Raw genomic sequence first — 12,421 nt, 5'->3', positions numbered from 1 at the left:
GTGGGAATCTTCAGCGACAGCATCGAGAAGGCCACCGCCAACACCTTCACCCGGCCCATCCCCAAATCCCCCCGGGCGCAGATGCGTTTCCTCGTCAAGAGCGAGAAGGGCACCAAGGCCGCCGCCGAACGTCTGGGCATCTCCCAGCGCACCGTCGAGCGCTACCTCACGGGCCAGATCAAACGACCCCGCAAAGACCTCGCCACCCGCCTCGCCGAGGAAGTGCGCAAACGCTGGCAGCCCCGCATCCGTGAGCGGGCCACGAAGAAGGCCGCGGCCACCGGTGGCATCGTGATCGAAACCCGCGCCCGGCTCGGCTTCACCGCCGCCCCCGGCAGCACCGACGACGCCCGCATCCGCCTGATCACCCAGCACCTGCCACCCGCCTACGCCGCCCGACTCTTCGACGCCCATGCCGCCGGAGCGAGCGATCAGCAACTCCAGGCCATCGCCGCTGAAGGTCTGCAGGAGATCTACTTCAAGGACCGCGGCCGCCGGGCCGCCGGGCTACAGGTGGAATTCACCGACATCGACTACGTCGAGATGGATTTCTAGGACTTCGGTCCCGCCCGCTGCGCCGGCGCCCGGTGTGACTGTGGCTTGGCGCTTCACTTGGCGAGTGAGCAGTTGGCCTGGCGGGGCTGAGCGCTTTGGTCGGCGAGTTGAGCATTGTGGCCGGTGAGCGAGTTGGCCTGCTGCGGTACCCCAAGCGCCGGGGTACACAAGCGGTCGCGTACGCGGACTTGTTGTCGCCGCGACCACTATTTCAGCCCAGCGTGATCCGGGCGGCGATCGGCAGGTGGTCACTGCCGGTGGCGGGCAAGGTGCGGACGTGGTTCACGGTCGCCGAGCGGGTCATGACCTGATCGATACGGGCCAGCGGGAAGGCGGCGGGGAAGCTGAAGGCGAAGCCCCGTTCCGCCGTTTTCATGCGTGAGGTCAGCGGGGCCAGCCCACGGTCATCGACCGTGCTGTTGAGGTCACCCAGCAGGATCACCGATCGCACCTTCTCGGCGGCGACGGCGTTGCCCAGCCGGCCGGCGCTTTCATCGCGCCGGGCGGATGCGAGCCCGCTCGCCCGGACGCGGACCGAGGGCAGGTGCGCGACGTACGCCGCGACCTCGCCGTGCGGCGTGTGGACCACGGTCCGCAGCCCACGACTCCAGGTCTTCGCAAGTCCCTGGGGTTTGATGTCCAGCAGTCGGCTGTCGGTCAGGGGATGCTTCGACCAGAGCCCGACGGTGCCCCGGACCGCGTGGTACGGGTACTCCGTGACGAGGGTCTTCTCGTAGGTCGGCAGCGCCCGGGGCGTCAGCTCCTCCAGCGCGATGAGATCGGGCTCGGCGTCGGCAAGGGCGCCGGCAGTGCCCGCCGGGTCGGTGTTCTCGTCGCTGACGTTGTGCTGCACCGCGACCACCTCGTGCGTGCCGGTGTCCGCTCCGGGCAGGAGCAGTCCGCCGAAGAGGTACATCCAGGCCGCCATCGGCAGGAGCAGGGCCACCAGGGCAGTGGCCGAACGGCGGAGCAGCGCCAGGCCGAGCAGCACTGGGACCACCAGGCCCAGCCAAGGCAGGAACGCCTCCAGCAGACTGCCGAGGCGGCCCACGGAGTTGGGCACCGCCCGGTGGAACGCGAGCAGCCCTGCCGTCAGCACCGCGAGCGCGGCCGGCACCCGCCCCCGTCCCCAGGCCGACCGGCCCCGCGCGTCCCCCTTCGTGTCCTCGCCCGGAGCGCATCGCACCGTCCCGCGCCGCGCCCACCAAGGGGCTGCGGCCTTTCCCCTCGACGTCGCACCGCTCTCCGCCCGCACCTGCTCCACCATGGCTTCCCATCCACTCGACCTTCCTCGCCCAAGACGAGCCGGCAGGTGGATCAGTTCTGTTCTCCGCGAGCGCGCGCCGCATTCTCGGCCCCGATGTGAGCGCGCGGCCCGCGCCGATCATCCGGCTGCCGGCTCCGGCTCCGTCCGCCGGTGTGGGCGTACGCGCCCACAGCCGCCGCGAGGGCAAATGGCCACCGCCGCGAACCGGTCATTGGCGCCCCTGAGGGACAAATGATCGAACTGTCCGTGGCGTCCGGGCGCAGGCCATCCTCGTGCGGGTGTAGGAAGGGAGCAGGCACGGGGACAGGGGCGCCCGATCCGGCGCGCACGTGAGAAGGGACCATGGATGTTCCGCAAGGTACTCGTCGCGAACCGTGGTGAGATCGCTGTTCGCGCGTTCCGCGCCGCCTATGAGCTGGGCGCGGGCACGGTGGCGGTGTTCCCCTACGAGGATCGCGGCTCGCTGCACCGACTCAAGGCCGACGAGGCATATGAGATCGGCACGACGGGCCACCCGGTGCGGGCCTATCTATCGGTCGACGAGATCCTGGGCGCCGCGCACAGGGCCGGGGCGGATGCCGTGTACCCGGGATACGGCTTCCTGTCCGAGAACCCTGATCTGGCCCGTGCCTGCGAGGAGGCCGGGATCACCTTCATCGGTCCCAGCGCCGAGATCCTGGAGCTGACCGGCAACAAGGCCCGCGCGGTCGCCGCCGCCCGCGCGGCCGGGGTGCCGGTGCTCGGCTCCTCGCGGCCCTCCAACGACTTGGACGAACTGATCGACGCCGCCGCGGACGTCGGCTTCCCGCTGTTCGTCAAGGCGGTCGCCGGTGGCGGCGGGCGCGGAATGCGGCGGGTGGAGGACCCCGCCAGGCTCCGGGAGGCGATCGAGGCGGCGTCGCGCGAGGCCGAGTCGGCGTTCGGCGACGCGACGGTGTTCCTGGAGAAGGCGGTCGTGGATCCGCGCCACATCGAGGTGCAGATCCTGGCCGACGGCCAGGGCGACGTCCTCCACCTCTACGAGCGCGACTGCTCGGTGCAGCGGCGCCACCAGAAAGTCGTCGAGCTGGCGCCGGCACCCCACCTCGATCCCGAGCTGCGGGAACGTATCTGCGCCGACGCGGTCGCCTTCGCCCGTACCATCGGCTACCGCAACGCTGGCACCGTCGAGTTCCTGCTGGACCGCGACGGCCACCACGTCTTCATCGAGATGAACCCGCGCATCCAGGTCGAGCACACGGTCACCGAGGAGGTCACCGACGTCGATCTGGTCCAGTCGCAGATGCGCATCGCCGCCGGGGAAACCCTGGCCGACCTGGGCCTCACGCAGGACACCATCTACGTACGGGGAGCCGCGCTGCAGTGCCGGATCACCAGTGAGAACCCGGCCAACGGCTTCCGCCCCGACACCGGGACCATCAGCGCGTACCGCTCTCCGGGCGGCTCCGGCATCCGGCTCGACGGCGGCACCGCCTTTGTCGGCTCCGAGATCAGCGCCCACTTCGACTCCATGCTGGTGAAGCTCACCTGCCGGGGACGCGACTTCGACACCGCGGTGCGACGTGCCGGCCGGGCGATGGCCGAGTTCCGCATCCGGGGCGTCGCCACCAACATCCCGTTCCTGCAAGCGGTGCTGGACGACCCCGACTTCCGCGCCGGTCGCGTCACCACCTCGTTCATCGAGGAACGTCCGCACCTGCTGACCGCACGTCACTCCGCCGACCGCGGCACTCGCTTGCTCACCTACCTCGCCGACATCACCGTCAACAAGCCGCACGGCGAGCGACCTCGCCTGATCGACGCCACGGCGAAACTGCCGGACGTACCGGACGGCGAGCCGTCCGCCGGGTCGAAGCAGCTGCTCACCGAACTCGGCCCGGAGGGCTTCGCCCGCCGCCTGCGGGAGGCGCCCGCCGTCGCTGTCACCGACACCACCTTCCGCGACGCCCACCAGTCGCTGCTGGCCACCCGTGTACGCACCAAGGACCTGCTGGCCGTAGCCCCCGCCGTGTCCCACACCATGCCGCAGCTGCTGTCGCTGGAGTGCTGGGGCGGCGCCACCTATGACGTGGCCCTGCGCTTCCTGGCCGAGGACCCGTGGGAGCGGCTGGCGGGGCTGCGCGAGGCGGTGCCCAACATCTGCCTGCAGATGCTGTTGCGCGGCCGCAACACCGTCGGCTACACCCCGTACCCGACCGAGGTGACCGATGCCTTCGTGCAGGAGGCCGCGGCGACCGGCATCGACATCTTCCGGATTTTCGACGCGCTCAACGACGTCGGGCAGATGCGGCCCGCCATCGACGCCGTACGCGCCACCGGAACGGCCGTAGCCGAGGTGGCGCTGTGCTACACCTCGGACCTCTCCGACCCGGCGGAGAAGCTCTACACCCTGGACTACTACCTTCGGCTCGCCGAGCAGATCGTCGATGCGGGGGCGCACGTCCTGGCGATCAAGGACATGGCCGGGCTGCTGCGCGCCCCGGCCGCCGCACGGCTCGTGACCGCGCTGCGCCGGGAGTTCGGCCTGCCGGTGCACCTGCACACCCACGACACGGCGGGCGGTCAGCTCGCCACCTACCTGGCCGCCATCGACGCCGGCGTCGACGCGGTCGACGGTGCCGTGGCCTCCATGGCGGGCACCACCTCACAGCCCTCCCTGTCCGCCATCATCGCCGCGACCGACCACTCCGAGCGGCCGACGGAACTGAGCCTGGGGGCGGCCTGTGCCCTGGAGCCGTACTGGGAGACCGTACGCCGGATCTACGCACCGTTCGAGGCGGGCCTTGCCGCCCCCACCGGGCGCGTGTACAACCACGAGATCCCGGGCGGCCAGCTCTCCAACCTCCGGGTCCAGGCACGGGAGTTGGGCCTGGGCGAACGGTTCGAGGACATCGAGTCCATGTATGCGGCCGCCGACCGCATCCTCGGGCGTCTGGTGAAGGTGACACCGTCGTCCAAGGTGGTCGGCGACCTCGCGCTGCACCTTGTCGGCGCGGGCGTCACACCGGAGCAGTTCGCCGCGACCCCGGGAGACTACGACATCCCGGCATCCGTGATCGGGTTCCTCAAGGGCGAACTCGGTGACCCGCCCGGTGGCTGGCCTGAGCCGTTCCGCAGCAAGGCCCTGAGGGGCCGCGTCGAGCGCGCCCCGGCCGCCGACCTGACCGAAGAGGACCGCGAGGACCTGGAGAAGGATCGCCGGGCCACCCTCAACCGGCTGCTCTTCCCCGAACCGACCAAGGAATTCGTGAAACACCGCGACACCTTCGGTGACACCGGCGTCCTGCCCAGCACGGACTTCTTCTACGGATTGCGCTCGGGCGAGGAACACGTTGTGGACCTCGAACCAGGGGTGAAGCTGCTCATCGAACTCGAGGCGATCGGCGAGGCGGACGAGCGGGGTATGCGCACCGTGATGACGACACTCAACGGTCAGCTCCGGCCTGTCCAGGTGCGCGACCGCTCGGTCGCCTCCGACGTACCGCCCGCCGAGAAAGCCGACAAGTCCGACCCGCGGCACGTCGCGGCGCCGTTCGCGGGCGTCGTCACGCTGGCAGTGAATGCGGGTGACCAGGTCGAAGCGGGCGCGACGGTGGCGACCATCGAGGCGATGAAGATGGAGGCGGCGATCACCGCACCGGTTGCCGGCAGCGTGGGGCGGCTGGCAGTCGACTCCGTGCAGCAGGTGGAAGGCGGCGATCTGCTGATCGTCATTGCCTAGTACGCGTAGGTGAGGCCGGTGGCCGGCGCACGTGAGCCGATGGTGACGTACCGAGAACGCCACGGAGTTCGGCGCCGGCCGCCGGCTGACGACGGCCGGAAGAGGTCCTTTCGGGCATTCGGCGCCCACGACCGCCAGATGTAAGGCGGCCGCGGGGGAGACGCGTCGGACGTGATCACCCCTCTTCGTCCAGCATGAAGGTTCCGTATTCGGGCTTCCCCGCGCGCTCGTAGGTGCAGTACTGCACGCCCACGCTCGTGGCGCGTGATTCCGTGAGCTTCCAGGCGGTCGAGGCGGCGCCCTCGCTGAAGAGCCGCTTGCCCGTGCCGAGGATCACGGGATTGACGAGCAGCCGGTACTCGTCGACGAGGTCGTGCTTCTGGAGGGTGCCGATGAGGTCGCTGCTGCCCTGTGTCATGATCACGCCGTCGACCTGCTTCTTGAGCTGCGCCACGGACTCCGCGGCGTCGCCCTTCAGCAGGTGGGAGTTGTTCCACTCCAAGCTGTCGAGGGTGCGCGAGGCGACGTACTTGGGCATGGAATTGAGCTTCACGGCGATCGAGTCGTCTTCGTCGGTGACGCGGGGCCAGTGGGCGGCGAAGATGTCATAGGTCTTCCGGCCGAGCAGGAGATGGTCGGCGGTCTTCTCGAATACCCGCGTCATGAGTTCCATGAAGTCGTCGTCGACGTACGGGACCTGCCAGCCGCCGTGTGCGAAGCCTGCGTCGACATCCTCGTTCGGGCCGCCGGGGGCCTGCATGACGCCGTCCATGGTGATGAACGCGGTCACGATCAGTTTGCTCATGATGCTGCCTTTCGGATGCGGGATTTTCCGGTACCAGGATTGACTCCCTGACCGGCGAGAACTCATCGCCGCGCCGCGCGACCTGCCGCCCTGGGCACATTCCGTGATCGGTGGGCCGCCACGCGCAACCGGAAGCAGCTCAGCTGGGCGGGATGCGGGGGAGGGGGAGCGACGACCTCCCGCTGCGCCTCACGTCAAGGAGAGGCACCAGCTAGACCGGGTGGGGCAGAGATCGGACGGTCACCGGACTGGCGCGGCCATGACACCGGCAGCGGCGGCATGATGGACTGAGATCGAGATCCGGGGCCGACCGCGTCCCGGAACAACTGGCCTTCGGCGAACGGTTGGTGGTGCACCCTCAGTCACCACCGCAGGGCGCCGATCGGTGCCGTCTGTGGAATCGGGGGTAGCTGTGCCGGCAGACGAGCGCGCATCGCGGGGGAGCGATGTGGAGGAGCGAAGTGCGCAAGAGGAGGAGCCTTCTTCGCCGGAGAGGGATGGGGGTGACGCCGCGCCCCCTCCACCGACCGCGGCGGAGCCGGAGTTACCGCGCCCGTCCGCCTCGCCGTTGCGCGACCGAACGCACTGGGTGACGCTGGTCCTGCTGCCGCTCGTCGGCGCTGTCGGCTTCTGGGCCGTGCAGGGGTTGTGGGATTGGGCCTGGCGTTCGATCAGCGGCCCACCCGGTCTCACGGCGTTCGCCTCGCGGGCCGTAGGGGGAGAACACCTCTACCTCGATCCGATGGAGGCCGCGGACCCCGCTACGAAATGCAAGCGAGGTGTACCGGTCGCCGCACCGGGCAAACCCGCCAGCCTTCCCATCACGCTGCAAGCCAAGACGGACGAGGCCATCATGGTCATCGGCGTCGAGGTCAACGTGGTGTCCAGCAAACCGCCGCCGACGGACGGGAGGGTGGCCGAGCCGATGGGCTGCCCGGCAGCCCTCAAGGGCCGCGCATTCGATGTCGATCTCACCCGGATCCCGTCACCGGTCGTCGCGCCTGCCGGCAAAGCGGGCAGCCACCAGGCCACGGACCTGCCCTTCACCGTCACCGCCGAGGACCCCGAGCAGCTGAACCTCCGGCTCCGTCCGGGCAGCAGAGATGTCCGGTTCACCGTGAAGGTCGAGTGGGTGGCCGACGGCAAGTACGGCAGCGTGACGCTCAACGGTGACGAGGACCGCGACGGCGACGGCGAGCCGGGCTACCGCGTGATGGGGCCGGGTGACGCTTCTTCAGCTCCCGACAGCCCTGAAGCTCCGTCACCGTCACCGCCCGCGAACACCGGAAGCGGCTCCGGTCCCAGTGGCTGAGGAGTCCCGCGTACGGGTCTCCGAGAGGGCGAGGAGAAGCCACGTCCACGAGGCAAGCGCGGCTTTCAGGAGGAAGCGGCCTCGGGGCTGACGACCTGCACGGACACGCCCAGGTCCTGGAGCGCGGTGAGTTGGTCGTCGGGCGTGTCGGGGTCGGTGAGGACGGTGTCGTACGCGCCAGCGCTGCCGTAGGCGTACGTGGCCGTCTTGCCGAACTTGGAATGATCGACCAGGAGCAGGGCCTCGTCGGCGGAGGCGAGCATGGCTTCCTTGACGTCGGCGTACGCCCGCAAGGGGTGGAAGAGCTGTCCGTTCTGCACGGCGACGGCGGACATGAGGGCGAGGTCGGCGCGGATGCGGGAGAGCGCGCGGGTGACCTCGGGGCCGGTGCAGGAGTTGAATTCGCTCTCGTAGGTGCCGCCGAGCAGGGTGATGGCGACCCCGGGCGTGACGCTGCCCAGGCGCTGGGCGATGCCGATGGAGTTGGTGATGACGGTGAGCCCGTCGGGCCGGCCGAGGTCGGCCAGGGCGTCGGCCAGGGGGTAGAGAGTGGTGGAGTCGTCGATGAGAACGGTGCTGCCGGGGCGGACGCGCTCGGCAACGGCGGCGCTGAGGGCGGTCTTGGCCGCGAGGGCGGTGGACTCACGGAAGCGGGTGGCAACCTCCATGGTCAAGGCGGGGAAGGCCACCGCGCGCCCCCGCTCCTTGCGCAGGAGGTGCCGCCCCGCGAGGTCATCGAGGTCGCGGTGAATGGTCATCAGACTGACGTCGAAGCGGGTGGCGAGATCGCCGATGCGGGTCTCGCCGTGGTCGACGACGTAACTCAGGACGGCCTGCCGCCGCTCCTCGAGAGCGGCCTGCGACAGTCGCGCTTTTGCGGACACGTGGCCGCCCTCCTCTGCTGCGCCGTCCTTGATGGTCGGCTCCCCGCGGACGCAACCGGGGATCGACCGCCGTACGGTCATGGGCAGTCGTGGTGAGCCTCGCTCACCACTCCCGGCCGAACTCGCTCAGCGACCGGTTGTTCCACCTCGCCGAGCGGCCGGCGCGATGCCGGCGACTCGGCGTCGACGCATCGGCAGACGCCTGTGACCTCGATCTCTGAGTTTTGCACATGGCCCGGCGGGAGCGAAATGAGCCCGGGGCGTCGAACAGACACCGGCCACCGACTCATGCCGTCACTTCTGCGGGTAGACCACGCTCTTGACCGCGGTGGGGTCCCGGGGCCCGACCGTGAGCGCCTTCTCGGCCTCTTCCAGGCCGTAGCCGTGGGTGGCAAGCGGGTCGAGCCGGACTCGGCCGGAGGCTGCCAGGGCGATTGCCGCGGGCCAGGTGTTGGCGTAGCGGAAGGTACCCGTGATCTCCAGCTCGTGGCTCTGGACCTTGGCCAATGGCAGGGGAACCTCATCGCCGCCCATACCGATCAGCACCGCGCGACCGGCCCGGGCCAGCGTGCGGATCGCCTCGTTGATGGCGCCGGGGATGCCGCTGCACTCCAGAAGGACGTCGGGGGTGAAGCCGAGCTCGGCCATCGGGGTCTGCGAGACGTTCACGGCGGTGGCGCCGAATTCCCGGGCGAGTTCCAGGCGGTGGGGGACGATGTCGGTGACCACTACCTCGGAGGCCCCGAACGCCAGAGCGGTCTGGGCGGCGATGAGGCCGACGGGCCCGGCGCCGGTGACCAGGACCCGGTCGCCCGGGGCGACCCGGGCCTTGCGGCAGGACCACACGCCCACCGAGAGCGGTTCGAGGAGTGCGGCCGCCTCGTCGCTCAGCGAGTCGGGCACCGCGTGCGCGAACTCCTCGTGCACCGCCGCGTACTCGCAGAAGACTCCGTCCACCGGAGGGGTGGCGTAGAAGACCATCTCGGGGCAGAGGTTGTACCGGCCGAGGCGGCACTCGGCGCAGGAGCCGCAAGGGGTACCGGGCTCGATGGAGACCCGCCGGCCCACACTGTGCCTGTCCGCGCCGGGGCCACAGGCCACGACGGTGCCGGCGGGCTCGTGACCGAGGATCATCGGCTTGGTCATGACGAAGTCGCCGATCCGGCCGTGGCGGTAGTAGTGCACATCGGAACCGCAGGTGCCGACCGCGTCGATACGGACGAGGACCTGGCGTGGCCCGGGAGAGGGGACCGGGCGTTCCTCGATGACGAGCTGCTCGGGGCCGTGGAGTACGGCGGCGCGCATGGTGGTGGGCGTGGGGAACATGGCGGGGGTGCGGCCTTTCAGGAGCGGGCTGGAGGTGAGTCCACCTCGGCAGCCAGGTGCGATCGGGCGGTGGGGGAGCGGCGAGGAGGACGATCAGGCGAGGGTTCCCGAGGCCGGATTCTCCGTGTGGCTTCCCGCGGTCGGGGTGTGGGATTCGGGTCGCATGCCGTCGTCGGGTGAGGTGACGTACAGGCAGAGCACCGCGTTGACGAGGAGCAGACCTGCGTAGATCCACATCAGGCCCTGGAATCCGAACGAGCTGTAGGAGACGGTTCCGATGAGCGGGCCGACAGCGACGCTCAGACCCGCGCCGAGCGTGTAGACGCCCATCACCTGGCCTCTGCGGTCCGGTGCCTGAGCGATCATCATGGCCGGCAGGGGAACGTAGCCCGCCAGGCCGGCTCCGTAGACGGCGACCGCGATGGCGGCCACCGGGAAGTCGTAACCGGCTGCTGCGGGCAGGTAGTAGCACAGCAGGCACCCGATGGCCCCGAGCACTCCACCGAACAGGGCGCAGGTCTTGCGGCCGCTCCAGTTGTCTCCGAGCACACCGAAGACCAGGAGGGCGCCCAGGTTCGTGACCATCATGATCACTAGCAGGGTGTTCCATTCCCCGTCGCTGAACCCGAGGTCCCTGACGAAGAACGGCATGAAGACCCACATACCGAAGGAGGGCGTGGTGTTGATCAGCCGGATGATCAAGCTGACCCCGAGTTTGGGCTTCTCGAAGAGAATCTTGAAGGTGCCCAGCAGCTCCGTACGGGCGTCGCGACCGGGCGCCAGGCCCGTGAAGCCGGTGCGCTCGCGCAGCAGGAGCGACACGATGAGGGAGCCCGCGGCGACCATGGCCAAAGAGAGCCACAGAGTGGAGTAGAAACCGATCATCGGCATGGCCGCGGCGAACAGGAAAGAGCCGATGATGGGGTAGCCGGAGCTGTAGGCGAACCAGAACCAGCCGACGGCCTTGCTCTGATGGTCCTTGGGTGCCACCGCCATGATCCAGGAAAGAAAGCCGTAGGCGAACATCGGGTAGCCGAAGCCGCGCACACCGTAGGTGATCATGACGAGGCTGTAGCTCTCGGCCGGGATGGCCACCGTCAGCATCAGGATGTGGAAGACCACCCAGGCGCCGGCGCCGATCGCCATCACCCGTCGCGGGCCCCATCTGTCGGACAGCAGGCCGGCTCCCAGGAACGAGGCGATCGCCGCGGTGACGCCGTAGACGGTGATGATCGCGCCGGCGCCGGTCTCGGAAAAGCCCAGATCGGTCCCGAAGAACTTCGACAGATAGCTCGTCTCGACACCGTCACCGATCATGAAGAACAACAGGCCGACGTAGCCCCAGACGAGCGGCTTGGGGATGCCGATCCTGTCGATCGGATGCCGCCGGTGCGGGGTCTCTGTGGGTGTGCTCATGCCTGTGTCACTCCCGCCGACGCGATGGGTATCTTCCGGCCGGTGCTCTTGACGGGGGCTTCGACCCCGGTGAACTCGTCGAGCGCGGTGATGTCGCGGGTAAGCGGGTCGAGGCCGCCGGCTACGTCTGCACGCAAGAGCTTGCTCCTCACTTCCTCGTGGATTGACGTGGACAGTAGCCATGAAGTTACGGTGCCGCAAGCGTTTACATCTCATTAAATGTGTGAAATCTTGGCTCGCGAATCACAGGAAGCGTTAGGGGAGGGTGGGGGAGAGCGGTCGGCTGGATCGCCTGGATCCTCGCGGAGGGAACCGTTCGGCGAGGTGGAGCCCGGCAGGGCCGGGCTGGGGGAGTGCCGCGTGCACTGTCTGCCGGGACGGCCCTACTCGCGCCTGCTGAGGTAATGCAGCCGCGCCGAGCCTGAGCGCCGCTGCCGGCTGACGTGGCTGCGCACACCTCTCGCGGGTGCGTACCCGCTATCGAGCCTCAGCTCCAGGCGTATGCGGCAGGCTGCAGGAAGCAGCGGCGAAGCCGTCGATGGCCGAGCTCGTCGAGCCGAGCGCTGCCGGGCCGTCACCTGGACGCCTCGGCATGAAGTCGTCCCGCGAGCGCTGTGTCAGTGAGAGCACTCGCAAAGGCAACTGGCAGACCAGGTAGGGATGTTGGTGATCTGGGTCCGGGTGCCGGTCGCGGCGATGACCCACAGGGACGCCGCGGGGAGAGCCGTCAAGGCAGGGCGAGGGCTGCACAAGCTCACGCGTGCTCCTTCGGCCGGCAGGGCGACTTCGTCGGCTGGGCTTCCTCCGCCGATCTCTCCGCACATGCTCACACGGTCGGTCGCGGGTGTCACCGCGTAGGCCCCGCTGTTCGCACGACCGAAACATCGCGTTCGCAGACCGAGGCGAGGTGTCCGGCCCTTCCGTCTCAGCCTCCGGTCGGCGGCGTTGACATCCCCTCCGCGGCCTGTCTAACTTACGGCGCATCTCGGTCATGAGTGTCAGCGACAAGCCCTGGCTGGCTGGCCGGCAACCCTCGCATCGCGGTGGGGTGCCCCAGGTGACGACCGGACCGGACGAATTTCGGTAAGCGCGAGGCCCCGCGGGGCGGACTTGGGTGTGGGTGACGGCGATGTAC

The 12,421-nt window shown here is 69.2% G+C and carries 9 protein-coding genes and 1 riboswitch; of the genes, 3 read left to right on the top strand and 6 right to left on the bottom strand.

Annotation, left to right across the window (positions count from 1 at the left end; translation table 11 throughout):
• Complete coding sequence (gene tpg / locus ACH4FH_RS12575; RefSeq protein ID WP_398555781.1) at window positions 1-555, top strand: telomere-protecting terminal protein Tpg; 555 nt, start codon at window positions 1-3, stop codon at window positions 553-555.
• Window positions 556-766: 211 nt separating this feature from the next.
• Here the strand turns inward: tpg and ACH4FH_RS12570 are convergent, their stop codons facing one another.
• Entirely contained in the window at window positions 767-1,672 is a 906-nt protein-coding gene (locus ACH4FH_RS12570; protein WP_398555780.1) for an endonuclease/exonuclease/phosphatase family protein, read from the bottom strand.
• A 496-nt stretch (window positions 1,673-2,168) separates the two neighbouring features.
• On the opposite strand from ACH4FH_RS12570, the gene ACH4FH_RS12565 reads away from it, so the two are divergent.
• Window positions 2,169-5,543, top strand: a complete 3,375-nt coding sequence (locus ACH4FH_RS12565; protein ID WP_398555779.1) for a pyruvate carboxylase — start codon at window positions 2,169-2,171, stop codon at window positions 5,541-5,543.
• Window positions 5,544-5,718: 175 nt separating this feature from the next.
• Here the strand turns inward: ACH4FH_RS12565 and ACH4FH_RS12560 are convergent, their stop codons facing one another.
• Window positions 5,719-6,348, bottom strand: a complete 630-nt coding sequence (locus ACH4FH_RS12560; protein ID WP_398555778.1) for a dihydrofolate reductase family protein — start codon at window positions 6,346-6,348, stop codon at window positions 5,719-5,721.
• Between the two features lie 568 nt (window positions 6,349-6,916).
• Between ACH4FH_RS12560 and ACH4FH_RS12555 the strand changes: the two genes are divergently transcribed.
• Complete coding sequence (locus tag ACH4FH_RS12555) at window positions 6,917-7,660, top strand: hypothetical protein (RefSeq protein WP_398555777.1); 744 nt, start codon at window positions 6,917-6,919, stop codon at window positions 7,658-7,660.
• 65 nt (window positions 7,661-7,725) lie between these two features.
• On the opposite strand, the gene ACH4FH_RS12550 is transcribed toward ACH4FH_RS12555, so the two are convergent.
• The 4 genes from ACH4FH_RS12550 to ACH4FH_RS12535 form a co-directional block, all read right to left on the bottom strand.
• Window positions 7,726-8,544: a DeoR/GlpR family DNA-binding transcription regulator gene (locus tag ACH4FH_RS12550; protein WP_398555776.1), complete on the bottom strand. Its 819-nt coding sequence runs from the start codon at window positions 8,542-8,544 to the stop codon at window positions 7,726-7,728.
• 294 nt (window positions 8,545-8,838) lie between these two features.
• Entirely contained in the window at window positions 8,839-9,870 is a 1,032-nt protein-coding gene (locus ACH4FH_RS12545) for an NAD(P)-dependent alcohol dehydrogenase (protein ID WP_398555775.1), read from the bottom strand.
• Between the two features lie 93 nt (window positions 9,871-9,963).
• Window positions 9,964-11,286: an MFS transporter gene (locus ACH4FH_RS12540; RefSeq protein ID WP_398555774.1), complete on the bottom strand. Its 1,323-nt coding sequence runs from the start codon at window positions 11,284-11,286 to the stop codon at window positions 9,964-9,966.
• Window positions 11,283-11,423 carry a hypothetical protein gene (locus tag ACH4FH_RS12535; RefSeq protein WP_398555773.1) on the bottom strand — a complete coding sequence of 47 codons (141 nt, stop codon included), beginning with the start codon at window positions 11,421-11,423 and terminating at the stop codon, window positions 11,283-11,285. The genes ACH4FH_RS12540 and ACH4FH_RS12535 overlap by 4 nt, the downstream gene beginning before the upstream one ends.
• A gap of 850 nt (window positions 11,424-12,273) precedes the next feature.
• Window positions 12,274-12,382: riboswitch (SAM riboswitch) on the top strand.
• The last annotated feature ends 39 nt before the right edge of the window (window positions 12,383-12,421 follow it).

Origin of the sequence: Streptomyces sp. NPDC017993 (assembly GCF_044328065.1) — a bacterium.
In the GTDB taxonomy this organism is placed as follows: Bacteria; Actinomycetota; Actinomycetes; order Streptomycetales; family Streptomycetaceae; genus Streptomyces.
The sequence above is the reverse complement of the archived record's forward strand: the minus strand, read 5'-3'. Positions and strand labels throughout refer to the sequence as shown.

Coding starts and splice junctions, on each gene's coding strand:
- ACH4FH_RS12560 (WP_398555778.1), bottom strand. CDS start 6,348: ATGAGCAAACTGATCGTGACCGCGTTCATCACCATGGACGGCGTCATG.
- ACH4FH_RS12565 (WP_398555779.1), top strand. CDS start 2,169: ATGTTCCGCAAGGTACTCGTCGCGAACCGTGGTGAGATCGCTGTTCGC.
- ACH4FH_RS12545 (WP_398555775.1), bottom strand. CDS start 9,870: ATGTTCCCCACGCCCACCACCATGCGCGCCGCCGTACTCCACGGCCCC.
- ACH4FH_RS12540 (WP_398555774.1), bottom strand. CDS start 11,286: ATGAGCACACCCACAGAGACCCCGCACCGGCGGCATCCGATCGACAGG.